The organism is Gimesia panareensis (genome assembly GCF_007748155.1).
Taxonomy (GTDB): Bacteria; Planctomycetota; Planctomycetia; order Planctomycetales; family Planctomycetaceae; genus Gimesia; species Gimesia panareensis.
On sequence record NZ_CP037421.1, the window covers coordinates 7,504,621 to 7,521,668 of the forward strand.

The following is a 17,048-nucleotide window of genomic DNA, read 5'->3' on the forward strand; positions in this document are numbered from 1 at the left end:
CATGGCAGTACCAATTGAACTTGACCGTTACGGTGTTGGCAAGGTCACTTATCCCGGCATCAAAAAAATCGAGAGTGCGAACTATTCACGCTCCCACGGAATTACTCCGGATATCTGCCAGGTAGTCATGACACCTCAGACACTGGATCCGGATGAAGCGGGATACGAACCGATCGAGCCAGACGGGTACCTGTTGTTTGAATTCGATTCCAATACAGTGACTCAGAACATTCTGGGGAATGTGGGGACCACTTCCAAGACCACCAAGATTCTGATGCAGGGATGTCGACCGGATAAAGCGGCTGTCCGCAAATCAAGCACCTCAGAAAGCTGGACGATCCCGATCTATGACCGCCGCTGGAAGTGGAAGTACGGCAGTTATTCGGGACACTGGAACGTCAAGAAAAATGGTGTGATTGAATCCCGTAAGGAAAGAACGCCTCGCGAACTGGCCGATATGTGCCTCGAAGCGATGGGAGAAAAACGTTACGACACCGAAGCACTCGACGATCTGGAGAAAAAAAAGAGCCTGAAGTACCGCAAGAAAGTGCGTCCCGAAGTCCACTGGGACCGCATCCCGCCAGCGCAGGCCCTGAACGATCTGGTCACACCACTGGGGTACCGGGTTTGTCTGGGGTGGGATGACCGCGTCAGAATCTGCAAATACGGGGTGGGTGAGTTGTTGCCGACCGACGATCTGATGTCAGGTGGTTTTGATGCCAATCTTCCGGAGATTCCCGATTCCACTACCGTACTGGGTGGGATCACCATGCACGAAGCGATGTGGGAAATGGAACCAGTAGGATTGGATCTGGATGGTGACTGGCGCCCCATCAATCATCTGAGCTATGCGCCGCGGGATATTGTGTTCAAACCGGACTGGCGGTTCTCAATCCCGCCTAATTTCCCAGAAATCCGTCTTAAGTTCGACGAAATCAAAAATAATATAAAACCGACTGACGACGAATACAAAAAACGAAAAGAGCAGCATGCACTGGCAGTTCAGACCGTTTATCGCTGCTACCGTCTGACTTATCCGGTCAACACAGAAGAAAAAGAAACGCTGCGGAAAAGATACGATGAGTTGGGAGCTGATCTGGCGAAGCTGGTTGATGACGGGAGCCGCCCGGGTGATAAAGGTTATGACAGACTGTACGCAAAATACACCGCTGCCCGTCGTGAACTGTTCTTGAAATCCGAACCCGTATTACCAGGCCCTAAACAGAAGAACCCCCGCACAGGCAAACTGGGTGATTACAAGCTGCAGGAGTTCGAGCAGATCCTCCCGATCTTTGAGACCCGTGCGGAACTGGCCGTCGATTCCTATACCGGAAAGCTGATTCGCAAACAGCCCGAGGTGACCGGGATTTACTATGATTTTGTGGAGAAGTATGCAAACACGATCTCTGTCGGGGAAATATTGAACTCTCAAATTACCTTCGATGTGCTTCCTGAACAGGGGATTCTGAAATTCAGTGAACCGATTACCCGTGATGTGAAAGTCAAAATTGATGACCAAACGAAAACCCTGACTCTGCCGGCACAATTACGCGTCAAGATCGCCACCCCCCTCAAGTCAACCGTGGGTGAAACAGCCCGTTACACCTACATCTACGAAACCCCCAAGAACTATCGAACGACACCTGCAGAGTTACCCGACAATCTTCCTGAGGGGGTGCGCAAAATTACGGGTGGAACCGACACCAAGGTGGTCATCCGAAACGAAATCGTGCAGGCATATCAGGCACGGTATGAAGTCCGGGATATCAGTGGGGAAGAGAGGACCGTACTTCTGAGCGTGGTCGATAACTCCGAAACGGAAGAACTCAAAAAACTGGCACTGGCGACGATCGACGTGGAGTATCTGAAGATCCTGACAGAGAACGCCGGGTCCGGGGTTTACGCCGGACTGAAGCCGATGAACCTGGACGGTGCGATTCAACAGGTGGCGATCTCTCGCAACACCACGGGCGGGATGACAACCACCATCTCGCGTAATTCCGAAGTCGACATCTACGTTCCCACGTTCGATGAACGACAGCGGAACCAGGACCTGAAAGAGATGATCAAGGCTCACAACGAAACCGTCGACACCACGCAGCAAGTCAACACAAAGGGGGATTGATGTTTAATTCAGCACAAAGCAGCCCCGGACAGTGGTTCACCTGCATCAACGTTGGCGACGACTACGAGGCGAAGGACGACCGCCGCAAGGACAAGAACCTCACGATTCCGAGACACTCACTGGTGGAGATCGTTGGTGTCAGGCTGCAGGGGGAGACCACGGACAACATCTCCAGTGCCGATCACTTCGTTCTTGAGGTCCGCCTGCCTGTCGGAGGTTCAGTGGCGGGGCAGGACGAACCCGAAGACGAAGATGAAAACGTCCCCCAGTATGTCACCACCAGAAAGAATTTCGCATTCACCGGCCCATCCTCGATCGATAAACTGCGGTACGGCCGCCTGACGTTCCCTCCCTGCCTCTGTCGCTTTGAGGGTGATGTAGGCGACACAGCGAAGATTCAGGGTAGGTACGTCAGGCCCGAGAAATCCGATTTGCCAGTCGCGACACTGGATCTCTACGAAAGCCTGTTTGGCAACGGTACTCTGCAGCAACTGGTTGGCGATCCGAAGGGGCATCTGAAACTCCCTGACGTCGATTTCATCCAGAAGCATTTGCCGTGCTGGAACGCGTCGGGGATTTACAAGTACCATACTGGAGAGAAGACAAAAGGGAAGCCCGACGACAAAGACTCAACGAAGAACCTACTCGCAATCATCACACCGGCAGAGCAAAACCCGCCATCCGGTGTGATCTTCCTGACAAAAGAACCGGTCACGAATCAGACCTTTCAGGCAGGCAACGTCGCGGTCGACCTGCTGGAGTATGTCGACCCGAGCAGCCCCGGGTGGAATCATAAATTCCTGCTCGATTTTTCGGGTGTGTTCGGGCACGAATACGCATTCTCGATCACTGACGGCTACGGCACAACAATCGGGCCGTTCATCATCACAACGGATGGCAGTGACATCAAGGCTGCTCTTGAATCATTGTTCTGGGTGGGTGAAGACAACGTTACTGTTCACACGCCAGGGCCGCTGACGGGGCGATTCATTATTGAGTTTGTCGGAGAGCTATCCGGCGTTCGCGTTCCGCAGCTCTACTGGCAGCGCGTCGTGATTGAAAGTACTCCGCCGGCGAATCTACTGGGCGGCGTCCCGGAAATCCCGCCGATCACTCAACAGACCTTGATTGAGTACGATTACAGAATATTACCCGGTACTCACTCTGTTCAGATCACTCCAGCATCTCGACCGATGACGCGGGCGCAATTGTGGTACGGATATAACTTTGGGGTCGACACCCCCAACTGGAACTACGGCTGGGGATTTTACCCCGGTGGCGGCTACGACTATTACGGTGGGTACGGTGGCGGGCCGTTCGGTTATTACGGTGGATACTATTGGAATAACTACGGATTAGGGGGATCGTTTTACAACGGGTATTATGGGCCTTATGGCAATTACACTTATCTTCTAGACGGTCCGTTTAACAGAGACGAAGACGGAAACGTGGTGGGAGAATCCCTGCTGGGAGACGACGGTTTGCCAACAGATATCCGTTACAACCAGTACGGCTACAATCAATATGGATTCGACGTGGACGGGATCGACCCCGCCGGTTTCGATGTCAATGGATTAAATTCAGACGGTGAAACGTGGGGCTACTACGGAGTGTGGGGACACCTTCACACAGGCGTGTATCACGCGAATCACAAAAACGATCACGGCGTTATCAACCGTGCAACGAGCAACGTCTTTCAGCATATCGCCGCCGGCTCCTTTGGCGTCGCGACATGGGTGAAGGGCGGCGGTTACGTTGTGACCGAGATCGAGAACCGTGAGTTCTGGCTGGACACGAACGGCGAGCCAGCGAGGTTAGCCGCTTACTAAATAATTCATGTAAAAGAAACATCAGACAATGCAACAAGACGCGGGAATCCTGTATACGTTAAGCCAGTTTCGCCGATTCGACAGCAGTGAAGTAGAGGCAGCACAGTTCAGCGAGCGGATATTTGCGTGCAACAACTGCCCCAGGAGAGTCGGACCACGCTGTCGGTCCAACGGTTCAAATTGTGCTGACTTCGCAAAGCTGCAGGCAAACCACTGCCAGGCATGGGATGGCAAAGAGCCGCCACCGGTTCCTGTCCAGTCCGCCCCGAAACCCCACCACTCAAGACGCACTGAGAGATCAACGACCGTTCGGTCGCGTCGCCCGGAAGTCAAGAGCCTTGCGGTTGTCTCGTGCTATTTTAACCCCCTGTCTGATCCAAGAATGGCGGAAAATGCGCGGCGCTTTCGTGATTCAATCGAAGTGCCGGTGCAATTCTGTGAGTTGTCGTTTGATGGTGAATTCCTGTTTTCCGATTCGATCAGGATCAGCGGCGATGACTCCGCGCGTTTCATCTGGCAGAAGGAGCGGCTGCTGAATATCGTAATGGAACAACTTCCGGAAACAGTCGATGCGGTGGCTATCGTTGATGCCGACCTGATCTTTCAAAACCGCAACTGGTTCCGGGTCACGCTTCAGAAACTGCGGCACGCTGACATCGTCCAATGCTTCGATTTAATCGAGTACGAAACCGAGACGGGAAGCGTTGAGAAATCTTATCCGAGTTATGCAAAATCGTCCCAGGGAAATCCGGGAATGCCGGGCGGTGCGGTGGCGTTCCGACGATCTGTTCTTAGACAGGGCGGTCTTCATGAAGAGAATATTCTCGGCGGTGGCGACAGTGTGATGCTGAGACACTGGGAGAAAAGCGGATTCAAAATCGATAGTGTGCCTGGAGTTGTGCGGCACCTTTTTCATGGCGCGCACGGAGATCGACAGCAGTTGAGTCGATATGATGTTTTGAAAGCTGCGGAGTTTGATTTTGAGAGGCACATCAACAGTGATCCTGGCAAGCCATTGACGTGGTCGAGTGCCGAGGGTTCTCGTGAAGTCCGACGGGTGGCGCAACGTTTTTTTGAATCTCGTTCCGGAAAGACGGCGAGCCCGGAAAAACCGATCCCCATAAAGCCGCCCCAATCACCAGCAGCCGGCAGAAAGATCAATAACCTGGCTGTCGTCGCCTGCCACTTCAATCCTTGCGGCTACAAAATGCCGGTGCGGAACGGTCACGAATTCCTGGAGCGTCTTGGCGTTCCGGTAACAGTGGTCGAGCTGTCGTTTGATGGGAAGTTCGAATTCGATGCCGAGCACAAAATCATTGGTGATCTCACAAAATCATTTATGTGGCAGAAAGAACGGCTGCTGAATATCGGGATTCACTCTCTGCCGGCAGACGTGGATGCGGTCGCCTGGATTGACATGGACGCGATCTTCCAGAATCCGAACTGGTACGAGGACACAAAAAAACATCTGGAGACTTACCCGATTGTGCAGCTGTACGAGCGAGTTGACTTCTTCGGTCCCGACCGAACAGTGACGAGCCAGTCGAACAGCTGGGCCTATAACTGGAGCAACGGTCTCAATGGGCAGGTTTTCGGCACGCCGGGATTCGCCTGGGCAGCACGACGCGAGGCAATCCCCTGGGGCATCTACGACAAAGACATCGTGGGAGGCGGAGACTGTCACGCGGTCGCTGCATTCGTCAAAGAACGCAAGTGGGTCGAGAAACAGTACTCATCACTCAAGCGGCCCGCTGCTGACTTCGATGCCTGGAAAGCGAAGCAGTACCCTCTGATCGATGGCCGGATCGGCTGCGTTCCTGGAGCCGCTTTTCATCTTTATCACGGCACCCGGGAAAAACGCCAGTATGGAGATCGGCTGCAGATTCTCAGGAACCACAATTTCTGTATCTCAGATATCAAAATTGGTGAAAGCGGCGCGTGGGAATGGGCGTCTTACAAGCCAGGACTGCACCAGGATATTCGGGATTATTTCCTGAACCGGGAAGAAGACTCATGAGCTACTGGGACGGCAGAAAAGATCTGAACTATTACCAGACCGTCAGGGAGTGGCTGGGGCCATTCAGCGGGACCCTGCTGGATGTTGGCTGTGCTGATACTCCCGTTGCTCAATGGGGTAATTTCGGGAAACGATATGCCGTCAACAATCGACCGTTCCCGGATCTGTCTGGTGTGGAATGCATTGAAGCTGACTGGATGGAAACTGAGTTGCAGGCCGACGTCATCACCTGCCTGCAGGTGATTGAGCACTTCGAAACGGACTTTCTGAGAGAGTTTGTCGCCAAGATCTTCCGGAGCTGTCAGGTTGCCATTATCAGCGTGCCGTACCTGTGGTCCGCTGGATCTTGTCCCGGTCATCATCAGGACCCGATCGACGTCAGAAAATTCCTGGATTTAACGAACCGAGAACCGGTCAAACTAGAGATCGTCACAGACTCCAGCTGCCGACGTCTCATTGCCCTGTTTGAGAGCGAGTAATGGAAAAGCAGAATACCGATTTTTACAACCGGAAGTACTCCGAAGGCGACTTCAATTACGATCCGATGGTCGAACGGTCCTGGCTGGAAAAGCACATCGTCAATCGTTTTGGGTTGAGCCTCGGGGACAGGGTGCTCGATTTAGGCTGCGGAAAGGGCCTGCACGCCGCTCTGCTGTCGAGTTTCGGATTACGGGTGTTCGGCATCGAGCCGTCGTTCCAGGGCGTTATGGGGGCAATAGAGCGGGGATCGAAGGCAATTTTCATCCGTGACAGTGCGTCTGCTCTGGAACACTATTTTGACGAGAACGAATTCGACCTGATCTTTTGCCGGGGGATGAGTTGGTACCACCGAGAGTTAGATCAACTCTGCCCGGACACGGGTATTGATGTCCGCGAGGCGACGGGAGATTTCTTCAAGTACATCAAACCGGGCGGGCTGCTCGTTCTGCAGATCTGCACAGACTTCTCAGGTTATAACCCCAATAAGGATGCGTACAACAACCGACTGTCGAGCTACCTGGATTTATTTCAGCTACATGGGGAAATCGTCCATGTCACAAACTGGGCTGGGACTCCACTGACCAGCGATGAACAGGCGGCGAAGGTCAAGGGAGGAATCGTGATTGCTACGCGAAAAGTAAACTGCAGCCATCCGGGTCAACAATTCCATTGAAAAAAGTCTTATCGGGGTGTTACGAATGGACAACTACAGTCGCCGGTTTCGTTAATGTAGTGCATGCCCTCTGTGCAGGCTGATCGAACATCCAATCGTAACTGAGATAACCATTTCGGGGAGATTTCTCCTCGCGCAATTGCGTAGAGTGCAAATGCATACCCGAACATATCCATACTCAGATATCCCTGCCGAGACATACTCCAGCCCGAAACCGGCCCATCATCCCAGTAATCCTCCTGCATCACCATGTTGGCGGGAAAGAGGCCTAACCCCATGTAGACCGTTAACAGATCCGTCAGCATTTCGTGGTCTTCTTCATCAGGGGAAACCCGACGCTCTCCGATCAGGAGGACATGTCCGATTTCATGCGCGAGCGTCGCAACTGCATTGAGTGGATTTTCCAGAGTGTTAAGCTCCAACCAGATTTCATGTTTATCACCGGACTGGCCGTATCGTCCCGTTGAACCTTCAGTCCACATTCCTTCGAACTCAGGTCGGGCTTCTTCATAGAATCTCAACCGTAAAATCGCCGGATCGATGTCCATGTACTCTGCCACGCGGTTCATCAACCCTCGGATACTTCCATGCGAGTGATCATAGTCATCCGGAAAATAATCTGTCGTCGGTAGAATCAGCGCCCCTTTTGACAGGCGTTGCATGCCGAACTGCTCAATCAGCCAGGTAAAACGTTGTTCAATCCAGGCTTTTTCTTCTGCTGAGACAGGACAAGTCGGCTTTGAACGGAACCAGCCAAACATGAGACATATTCTTTCTGCAGAATGATCAGGTTAAAAAGTACCGTCCAATCATACCTGAAAAAGCAGATCAGACCGCATGACATATTTCGTTTCTTCCCCTGCGACAGGAGTTTGGGAGAATTTTATCTCGTACACTCTTTGTCTGTAAAAAAATGCTCGATCCAGAAAATCTCCGGGGCGAGCATTTTCACGGGTAAATTCATTCTAAAACCTAAATCAGCTTCCAGCCTTTGCGATATTCGCGACGGATGTATTGATCGGATTCCGGCGCATTGGTGGCCCGCATCGCCTGTGTATCCCAGTGCAGCTTTTTACCCGTACGATAAGCGACATTACCCAGGTGATTCGCTTCGGTCAGCAGGCCCGCGTATTCGAAATTACAGGTCGTGGGCGCACCAGTTTTACAGGCATGGATCCATTCGGCATGATGTCCCAGTGATTTAGGAATGTAGGGTTCAGGCGGTTTGAAGTCAGCGAATTCTTTTTCAGGCAGCAATACATGCTTGCGATAATCGGAAAGCAGCATCCCCTTCGAACCGACAAATAAGACACCGTTTGCCCATTGAGGGATTTTTCCTTCTTCCCAGAGTTTGGGCTTATTGGTGCCCTGGTACCAGCCTACGGTCACCGGAGGCAGATCGCCACGCTGACCATACTCATAAACCGCCTGCATGGAGGCAGGGGCGATCTCTTTCTGAATCGGAGGGCCTGCCGCTTCAATCGTCAACGGGTAATCCAGTTTCAATGCCCAGAAGGGGAGATCAATCCAGTGGCTGCCCAGGTCAGACATCGTTCCATTTCCGAAATCCCACCAGCGATACCATTTGGGGCCGGGGAAATAAATATTGTTGAACGGCCGCTCCGGAGCGGGTCCTAACCAGAGATCCCAGTCCAGCCCTTTGGGAATCTCATCACTGTGACTGGGACGTTTGTCAGAATAAACGATGTCTTTCGCTGCCCGTGCTTCCGCTTCTGAAGGATGCCAGCCCCAGGCACGGGAAACCCAGACATGTGCTTCCTGCACAGGACCGATCGCTCCCGTCTCGATCAGTTCGACAACACGTCGATAATTATCGCTGGCATGGATCTGCGTCCCCATTTGAGTCGCCACACCCGCATCTCGAGCCGCCTCACGAATCACCCGTGCTTCCCAGACGCTGTGGGTCAACGGCTTCTCACAATAGACATGCTTTTTCAACTGGAGTGCCGGCAGTGTCGCGAAAGCATGGGTATGCTCGCAGGTGCTCACAACAACAGCATCAAACTGATCCTGATGATCATAGACTTCGCGGAAGTCTTTAAACTTCTTCGCCTTGGGATGGCTCTGGGATGCCCGGAACAGATTCTGTTCATTGACGTCACACAGAACCGTGATGTTTTCAGAAGAGACAGATCGCAGGTTGCTGCCTCCCCTGCCCCCGGATCCAATGATGGCAATATTGAGTTTTTCATTCAGATTGGTACCGCGGACAATCGCAGGTGCGCCAAAGCCAATCGCAGCTGCTGCAGAGGCAGAGGTCGCCAGAAAGCGTCTGCGGGACATTGAAGAGTGTGACTTGTTCTTTGGGCTGGATTGATCTTGCACTGTGAGCCTCCACATCTGAATAAAATGGCCATCCCGCCGGAGATGTTATTACTAAACTTACTTAAACTATGGCAGGATTGACCGGGCATGGCAAGACAAATCAGCAGGCTCATACAAATTCCAGCCCGATGACAGATGCTCCCTTTTAATCTGCCACAGGCAGACAATCAGGACAGACTCCGGCTGAATTCAACTCATCATTCAACCAGTGATGTCCACATTTTTCACAAACGGCGATTTGCCCGGGATATTCTTCCAGCAGGTTCAGATAATCGATCACCTGTTCCTCGATCTCTGCATTTCCGATCTGACCTCGACTGAGTCGCAGTACAGCATCGATTAGCGCTGCCTCTTGAGAACGGAAAATCTGCTGCGTATCAGTGGGTGAGAGACTGCCCGTGGATCGTTGCCCGGTGCGCGAATCTGTTTCAACTGACCAGCGATAACCGGACCGCCAGTCTCCCTGGTGATTCTGCACGATCAGAATTTCAATCCGGTTGGTCTCTGGTCCGGTCACCGGAATTCGAATCACTACTGTCTCTCCACCAGTCATATTTACATCAGAAGTCTGAATCGGTTGCCCCAGGTTTCTCTCTGTTGAATCCGAATCTGTTGAAACATGTTCTTGAGCGGAGAGTGCTTTTTCCGGAACTGGTTTCAACGAACGCGACAATTGAGCGAGCAACTGTTTCCGTTGGGCTTTAGCCTGACTGACTTTCCGACGAAGTTCCTTCAATGAACGTTCCACCTCGACTAATTGAGGCGCCAGTTGAACCAACTGCATCACGATTTCATCATCTTCAGTTGGAAGCGGATGCTCGATGACAGCCGATGATTCTGTGCCTGAGAAATCCAGCGACTCGCCATGGTGCCAGCGACAGTAAGCCTGTCGCCAGAGATGCCAGCCACTGGTATCGAACAGATAAGGATTCTCAGTAATCGGCGTCTGCGACTCATAAGCATTGATCGCCTGTTCGATGATGGTTTCCTGAGAATCCGAGGCCAGCTCACCACTGATTTCCAGCAGTTCGCTTTCCATAAAATCGGGTAGCGACATGAACTCAGCGTGATACGCTTCGTCGGCATCGACACCGGCATTGATCCAGGTTTGTAACTGGCTGCGCTGCTCAGGGGTCAGACCAGCCACACGATCAGGACTGAAATCAATGCCCCACTCTGCCAGTTGCCCACTGATGATCCGGTTGGTATTCGAAACATAATCTGGTTGTGTCTGATATTGATTCATAGACGTAAAATCCCTGTGTTTTCAGGTTTGAATGAATTTGTGAATAGAATGAAAGGCCGCAGCAAAGCGTTCACAGACAATGCACGGCGTAAGTCGCAGTACCTTCCTGGCACTGTTCCAGCGAGAGTCGGGCGCCGTCTGTCAGAATTGAGACGGGCAAATAGTCCCCCAGAATTTCGATGGATATTTCGTCAGGCAGCATGCCTTCCTGTTTGGGAATGGTCGTCGATCCATAGGGAGTGTGAATCGTTTCATAAGTCGTCTCTGTATCCAGTTCCGTGAGCGCCTGCTGCTCGGCATGCTTGAGATCTTCCCAGGCCTGTTCTGACAATGAAAACGTCTGTTGCTGGTTCAGAGATTCACGATGCAGCGCATCAAAGGCATGCAGCGTTTCCCGCCAGCCAGCCAGAGCTGCCTCGTAAGATTGAGACATCGACAGACAGACCTCTGCTTCCTCCAGGTCCCCCTGCAGCCGTTGGAGCCGGGATTTTTCCTGGTTCAGATTTCGTACGAATTGCGCAATCTGCCGCTCCTGATCATTCAAAAGTTCGCGACAATGCTGCACATCAGCGGTTGCCTCACTTGAGGTCAAGCCCTCGTACTCGTCTTCAATCATCACCAGGTTCGCGAAGCTCTGTTTTAATTGCGCGGGAAACTCCTGCTGCGACAGAGAATTTGAGTCCGTGCTTTCTGATGAAATGCGTTTCGCTTCAGTAATCGGCAACACATCAGGGTTTTCTTTGTTTTCGGGTACGTGATTCATTCCAGCTTTATCCGTAATGAAAGGTCTCTGAATTAGTATGCGTAAACTCGAATTGGCTGTCTCGATATACTTGATCCCTCAGGCATCCTTGTGAACTTCGCCCATTGTGTCGGGGGCAATGAACTCCAGCGTGACGCTGCGATCTTCTACGCCCACACAACCCACGTAGACATCCCCCAGGCAGCCAGCTTCTCCAGGAGTCAACGTGAGGAACTGTGTTACCGGTTCCGCGACTAATGTGATACCGCGGGAAAGATAGTAGTCCCGTTTGATCCAGCCCTTACGTTCCAGGGCACGCAGATGGCACATGACACCGTTGGAAGAACGAATGCCGAACTGATCTGCAATTTCACGGACGGTTGGCGACAGCCGCTGCTCAGTGATTTCCTGTTTAATAAAGGAATAGATCGCGTGTTGTTTTTCCGTCAGTTTTTGTCGTGTGACTTCTCCTGCTGCTTTCATGTGTCTGTCTCCTGTTTTGAGGTGCTTGAATGTGCGTTACGTGGGGAATTATAGCGGGAAAAAAGCGATCCATTTTTTTCAGCGGATGCCTCAAAACAGGGGAAAGTCGAATACCGATCGCAGCCGCTGTTTGATGATCACTGGCGCCCCTTCCCGCCGATTTCCGCTGGAAAATGATCAGTTTTTTTTATTTTTTTCGCGTATGAAAGTCAGAGTGAAAGAGGACATGAGAAAATCTGCATCACGATGCCTCAACAAACGGGCTGCTGGCGAACAGAGAAATCGGGAAAACTTGAATTTCCTGTTTGTGCACATTCTTTACTTTGTTTACAATATCAATTCCTCAAGCTCTAACGACTCGATCTCCAGAGCGTGATACTTTCATTCCTGCCTCAATAAAGGTACCAGCCGTGACTTCTCAACTGATTCGCGTTTCCGTTCTAAGTTGTCTGTCCTTTGTTGTGCTGTCTCTCTCTGCGATTTCTCAAGCAGAAGAGATGCCCCGCGTCCCCGCGGGCTTTACGATTGAGCGCGTCACGAACAGTGAGCTGACGAAATATCCCATGATGGCGGGATTTGATGATCAGGGGCGGCTGTACATCGCCGAGAGTTCCGGTGAAAACACGCGGGCGCCTCAGTTGATCAAAGAGCCGAAAAGCATGATCCGCGTGCTGGAAGACCTGGACGGCGACGGGCGGTTTGACAAGAGCACCGTGTTTGCCGACAAGCTGACATTACCCATGGGCGCGCTCTGGCACGAAGGATCACTGTATGTCGCCAGTCCTCCCAATATCTGGAAGCTGACCGACCATGATGGGGATGGAGTGGCGGATGAGCGAAAGATCATTGTCGATTCGTTCGGCTTCTCCGGAAATGCCGCCAGTATTCACGGCTGTTTTCGCGGACCGGAAGGACGTCTTTACTGGTGCGATGGTCGACATGGTCATGAATTCAAAGACAAGTCCGGCAAGGTCACCAGTAAAGGACTGGCAGCCCGGATCTTTTCCTGTAAACCCGATGGCTCTGATATCGAAGTCCACTGTGGTGGCGGAATGGACAACCCGGTCGAAATCGACTTCACTCCCGAAGGGGAAGTCATCGGGTCGGTCAACATCCTGATGACACGACCGCGGGTCGACTGCCTCGTGCACTGGCTGGAAGGAGGCGTGTATCCGCACTTTGAAGATTGTGTCGCCGAGTTTAAACGGACGGGCGACCTGCTGGGCCCCATCACCCGTTTTGGCCATGTCGCCGTCTCAGGGATGCTGCGCTACCGTTCGCCTCATTTCGGCCCCGAATATCAGGGCAACATCTTCACGTCCATTTTCAACACTCACAAAGTGATTCGCACCCAGCTGGTGCGCAGCGGTGCTACCTTTGAAACAAAGCAGGAAGATTTTCTCGTCTCAGATGATCCTGATTTTCATGTAACTGATGTCGTAGAAGACGCTGATGGCAGTCTGCTGGTCATCAATACCGGCGGCTGGTTCCGGATCGGTTGTCCTCAGTCGCAAATTTCCAAGCCGGACATCCATGGCGCCATCTACCGGATTCGCAAATCGGGTACACCTCCCGTAAAAGATCCCTACGGTCTGGCTGTGATCTGGGAATCCCTGTCGCCTGAGCAGAAGATTCGGCTCTTAAACGATCCACGTCCCTTTGTGCAGCGGAAGGCCATCGATGAATTAGCCAAAGATGGTGACCGCGCGGTTCCCATGCTGGCGAGTGTCGTCTCTGCTCCCGCTGGTCCATTCTACAACGATACCAGTAGACGTAACGCCGTCTGGGCGCTGACCCGTATCGACACCAAACAGGCTCGGGCTGCAATTCAGAACGGCCTGAGTTCTTCAGAATCGGTTCAGATGACCGCAGCCAAAAGTCTGGGAACATTACGCGATGCAAACTCTGTTACTCAATTGACTCAACTTCTGAAGTCCGAGAAACCAGCGGTCCAGCGTAATGCCGCCACTGCTCTGGGACGCATCTGCGAAGCGGGACGCCGGGGCGACACGATCTCTGACGCCGACCTGCAGACCGTAGTCGAATCACTGTTCCTGGCGATCAAGGGCTCACCGGATCGGACTTTGGAACACGCTCTCATTTACGCCCTGATTCGCATCGACCAGCGTGATCTCATCCTGGCTGGTTTGAGTGATTCCAGTCCTGCTGTCCGTCGAGCCGCGCTGATTGCCCTGGATCAGATGAATTCCGGAAACCTGACACGCGAACTGGTGCCCCCCCTGCTCGACACCGATGACCCTGCCCTGCAGAAAGAAGCACTGACCATCATCGGCGAACATGCAGGCTGGGCAGGCGAAACTCTGAGCCTGTTGAAAACCTGGTTGAGTGAAGAAACACTAAGTGAGGAACGCGCTACTGTCCTGCGAGGGTTCCTGATCGCACAGGCGGCTGATCCGGAAGTACAGGCCTTAATTGCCCAGGCATTGACTAGTCCAAAAACATCGCATTCTGCCAAAAGCATCTTACTGGAAGTCATTCAACGTTCTGCTTTGAAAGAGTTTCCGGTGGCCTGGCGCAAGGCACTCGAGCAGACTCTGAAAACAAAAGATCCGGAGCTGCAGATCCTGGTGATTCGCACTGCACAAACCAATGATCTCCCCGAGTTAAGTGGACTGTTAAAATCACTGGCACTCGACCCTGAGCAGCCGGCGACATTGAGAATCGAAGCGTTGTCCGCAGTGGGATCGCAACTCAAGTCTGTCGACCCGGAAACGTTTCAGTTCCTGATGTCACGTATGAACGAAGAGTATCCGCCACTGGATCGACTGGCTGCAGCCCGGGCGCTGGCCGGCTTACCGCATTCGGCAGCACAATTGATTCAATTATCGAAACAGCTGGATGCACCAGGGCCCCTGGCCTTGCCCGTGCTGTTAAGAGCCTATGCGAAAAGTACTGACGAACCAGTGGGGCTGGCCCTGATTAAAGGCTTGAACGATTCTTCTGTCGCCACAAACCTGTCTGCTGATGAATTGGCCAGTCTGTTAAAGAAGTATCCGGAATCGGTCCAGAAAGCAGCTGACCCGCTCCTGAAAAAACTGGGGGTCGACCTGGCACAACAGAAGGCGCATCTGGAATCACTGAAACCACTACTCACGGAAGGTCAGATCGAGGAAGGTCGCAAAATCTTCTTCGGCAAGAAAGCGGCCTGCTCCGGCTGCCATACGGTTGATAATCAGGGGGGCAAAGTCGGTCCTGATCTGACTCGCATCGGTGCCATTCGAACCGGAACCGATCTGCTGGAAGCAATCGCGCTCCCCAGCGCCAGCTTTGCCCGCGGATATCGCTCCTATCTGGTCGTAACCGATGCCGGGCGGATTCATACCGGCGTCATCAGTCGTGAATCGACGGACACGGTTTACCTGCGGACTACTGACCTGTCAGAGGTCCGGATTCCCCGCGAGGAAATCGAAATCATGAAAGAATCGCCGATTTCGATCATGCCCAAGGGGCTCGAACAGCGTTTAACTCCGCAGGAAATCCGGGATTTACTTGCTTACCTCCAGAACCGCAAGTAAAGTGGAACTCAGAGTCTACTTCTGAATTTCCTTACCGTTAAAGGTGCGCTATGTTTAATGGTTCTGTGTGGTTACGTCTGCTGTTCTGTCTCACGCTTGCGTTCAATCTTGTTTTGACTGCTGCAGCACAGTCTGCTGAAAAATCGAAGCGACCCAATATTCTGTTTGCGATTGCCGATGACTGGGGCTGGCCCCATGCCGGCGCTTATGGTGATCCGGTCGTGAAGACCCCCACCTTTGATCGGCTCGCCCGCGAAGGGGTGCTGTTTCAAAACGCGTATGTTTCGTCCCCTTCCTGTACTCCTTCCCGCGGAGCGATCCTGACCGGCAAATATCACTGGCAGCTCGACGCGGGAGCGAATCTGCACTGTATTTTTCCCGATCGACTGGAAACCTATCCAGAGGTCCTGAAGGCACACGGCTATAGCGTGGGACACACCGGCAAAGCCTGGGGACCGGGACGGACCGAAACCCGCTCCCGGGAACTGGCCGGGAAACGCTTTAAAAACTTTCAGGACTTTCTCAGTCAGCGTGACGGCGATGCTCCCTTCTGTTTCTGGCTGGGGAGCAGCGATCCTCACCGTCCATATGCCCCGGGATCCGGTGCTGAAAGTGGGATGGATCTCAGTAAAATCAAACTGGCAGCCTGTTTCCCTGACGCACCGGAAGTTCGCAGCGATGTCGCCGATTATTACTTTGAAGTACAGCGCTTCGACCAGCTCGTGGGCGATGCGCTCAAACTGCTGGAAACGAACGGCGAACTGGACAATACGATTATCTTCATGACCGGTGACCACGGTATGCCTTTCCCCCGCGGTAAGAGCTGTCTGTATGATACAGGCACCCGCGTGCCCCTGGCGGCGCGCTGGCCGGCACACATTCAGCCAAAACGCAGCGTCACCGATTTTGTGAGCCTGATTGATCTGGCACCCACGTTTTATGAGGCAGCGGGAGTCAAGATTCCAAAGGACGTCACCGGGAAAAGTCTGATGCCGGTCCTGGATGCCCCCGGATCGGGGCGTATCGTTGCTAGCCGGGATGAAATCTTCTTCGGCAAAGAGCGTCATGTCCCCTCTCAGGAAGCTCCCGACATGGGAGGCTATCCCTGTCGTGCGATTCGAACCGACGATTTTCTTTACATCCACAACTTTCGCCCCGATCGCTGGCCCGCAGGAACACCGAACTACACCAAGGCAGCCATCCCCGGCACCTGGTATGGTGACTGTGACAATGGTCCCACCAAGACCTACATGATTGCGAACAAAGATAAAGATGCAGAACATCGTCGGCTGTATGAACTCGCATTTGGCAAACTACCTGCGGAAGAGCTATATGACCTGCGGAACGATCCCGATCAACTGCAAAACGTAGCCGAGGATCCGATGTATCAAATGATCAAAGTCAAGCTCGCGAAGGAACTGCATCAAAAGCTGGTCGCAACCCACGATCCCCGCGAACTGGGACAGGGAGATGCGTTGGAGAAACATCCCTATCTGGGCGGTGGTCCGAAACATCCGAGTCTGGAGAAGAAACGCAAAAAGCGAAAGCAGAAACCGGTGAAATAGACGGTC

General features: G+C 52.8%; 12 protein-coding genes. 7 read left to right on the forward strand and 5 right to left on the reverse strand.

Annotated features, from left to right (window positions below; all coding sequences use genetic code 11):
- The first annotated feature begins 1 nt into the window (after position 1).
- The 5 genes from Enr10x_RS28420 to Enr10x_RS28440 all read left to right on the forward strand — a co-directional run bounded on the left by Enr10x_RS28420 (position 2) and on the right by Enr10x_RS28440 (position 7,124).
- Positions 2-2,125, forward strand: coding sequence for a hypothetical protein (locus tag Enr10x_RS28420; protein ID WP_145452440.1), 2,124 nt, complete (start codon positions 2-4; stop codon positions 2,123-2,125).
- Positions 2,125-3,954, forward strand: a complete 1,830-nt coding sequence (locus Enr10x_RS28425) for a hypothetical protein (protein ID WP_145452441.1) — start codon at positions 2,125-2,127, stop codon at positions 3,952-3,954. The genes Enr10x_RS28420 and Enr10x_RS28425 overlap by 1 nt, the downstream gene beginning before the upstream one ends.
- Before the next feature lie 382 nt (positions 3,955-4,336).
- Entirely contained in the window at positions 4,337-5,971 is a 1,635-nt protein-coding gene (locus tag Enr10x_RS28430; RefSeq protein ID WP_145452442.1) for a hypothetical protein, read from the forward strand.
- Positions 5,968-6,450, forward strand: a complete 483-nt coding sequence (locus Enr10x_RS28435; protein WP_145452443.1) for a methyltransferase domain-containing protein — start codon at positions 5,968-5,970, stop codon at positions 6,448-6,450. Before Enr10x_RS28430 ends, Enr10x_RS28435 begins: the two co-directional genes overlap by 4 nt.
- Positions 6,450-7,124 carry a class I SAM-dependent methyltransferase gene (locus Enr10x_RS28440; protein WP_145452444.1) on the forward strand — a complete coding sequence of 225 codons (675 nt, stop codon included), beginning with the start codon at positions 6,450-6,452 and terminating at the stop codon, positions 7,122-7,124. Before Enr10x_RS28435 ends, Enr10x_RS28440 begins: the two co-directional genes overlap by 1 nt.
- 8 nt (positions 7,125-7,132) lie before the next feature.
- Here the strand turns inward: Enr10x_RS28440 and Enr10x_RS28445 are convergent, their stop codons facing one another.
- From Enr10x_RS28445 to Enr10x_RS28465, 5 genes are all read right to left on the reverse strand, one after another.
- Positions 7,133-7,885, reverse strand: a complete 753-nt coding sequence (locus Enr10x_RS28445; RefSeq protein ID WP_145452445.1) for a hypothetical protein — start codon at positions 7,883-7,885, stop codon at positions 7,133-7,135.
- Between the two features lie 211 nt (positions 7,886-8,096).
- Positions 8,097-9,428 (reverse strand): Gfo/Idh/MocA family protein, encoded by a 1,332-nt coding sequence (locus Enr10x_RS28450; protein ID WP_232093172.1) that lies wholly within the window; start codon positions 9,426-9,428, stop codon positions 8,097-8,099.
- 187 nt (positions 9,429-9,615) lie between these two features.
- Complete coding sequence (locus Enr10x_RS28455) at positions 9,616-10,716, reverse strand: hypothetical protein (RefSeq protein WP_145452447.1); 1,101 nt, start codon at positions 10,714-10,716, stop codon at positions 9,616-9,618.
- 70 nt (positions 10,717-10,786) lie between these two features.
- Entirely contained in the window at positions 10,787-11,479 is a 693-nt protein-coding gene (locus Enr10x_RS28460) for a hypothetical protein (protein WP_145452448.1), read from the reverse strand.
- A gap of 78 nt (positions 11,480-11,557) precedes the next feature.
- Positions 11,558-11,941, reverse strand: a complete 384-nt coding sequence (locus tag Enr10x_RS28465) for a LexA family protein (RefSeq protein WP_145452449.1) — start codon at positions 11,939-11,941, stop codon at positions 11,558-11,560.
- A gap of 410 nt (positions 11,942-12,351) precedes the next feature.
- On the opposite strand from Enr10x_RS28465, the gene Enr10x_RS28470 reads away from it, so the two are divergent.
- On the forward strand, positions 12,352-15,477 hold the full coding sequence (locus tag Enr10x_RS28470) for a PVC-type heme-binding CxxCH protein (protein ID WP_145452450.1): 3,126 nt from the start codon (positions 12,352-12,354) through the stop codon (positions 15,475-15,477).
- Positions 15,478-15,527: 50 nt separating this feature from the next.
- Positions 15,528-17,042: a sulfatase family protein gene (locus tag Enr10x_RS28475; protein WP_145452451.1), complete on the forward strand. Its 1,515-nt coding sequence runs from the start codon at positions 15,528-15,530 to the stop codon at positions 17,040-17,042.
- Positions 17,043-17,048: the final 6 nt, after the last annotated feature.

What these genes read in the sequence shown, in the direction of transcription:
- Enr10x_RS28420 (WP_145452440.1), top strand. Translation starts at nt 2, where the DNA reads ATGGCAGTACCAATTGAACTTGACCGTTACGGTGTTGGCAAGGTCACT.
- Enr10x_RS28425 (WP_145452441.1), top strand. Translation starts at nt 2,125, where the DNA reads ATGTTTAATTCAGCACAAAGCAGCCCCGGACAGTGGTTCACCTGCATC.
- Enr10x_RS28430 (WP_145452442.1), top strand. Translation starts at nt 4,337, where the DNA reads ATGGCGGAAAATGCGCGGCGCTTTCGTGATTCAATCGAAGTGCCGGTG.
- Enr10x_RS28435 (WP_145452443.1), top strand. Translation starts at nt 5,968, where the DNA reads ATGAGCTACTGGGACGGCAGAAAAGATCTGAACTATTACCAGACCGTC.
- Enr10x_RS28440 (WP_145452444.1), top strand. Translation starts at nt 6,450, where the DNA reads ATGGAAAAGCAGAATACCGATTTTTACAACCGGAAGTACTCCGAAGGC.
- Enr10x_RS28445 (WP_145452445.1), bottom strand. Translation starts at nt 7,885, where the DNA reads ATGTTTGGCTGGTTCCGTTCAAAGCCGACTTGTCCTGTCTCAGCAGAA.
- Enr10x_RS28450 (WP_232093172.1), bottom strand. Translation starts at nt 9,428, where the DNA reads ATGTCCCGCAGACGCTTTCTGGCGACCTCTGCCTCTGCAGCAGCTGCG.
- Enr10x_RS28455 (WP_145452447.1), bottom strand. Translation starts at nt 10,716, where the DNA reads ATGAATCAATATCAGACACAACCAGATTATGTTTCGAATACCAACCGG.
- Enr10x_RS28460 (WP_145452448.1), bottom strand. Translation starts at nt 11,479, where the DNA reads ATGAATCACGTACCCGAAAACAAAGAAAACCCTGATGTGTTGCCGATT.
- Enr10x_RS28465 (WP_145452449.1), bottom strand. Translation starts at nt 11,941, where the DNA reads ATGAAAGCAGCAGGAGAAGTCACACGACAAAAACTGACGGAAAAACAA.
- Enr10x_RS28475 (WP_145452451.1), top strand. Translation starts at nt 15,528, where the DNA reads ATGTTTAATGGTTCTGTGTGGTTACGTCTGCTGTTCTGTCTCACGCTT.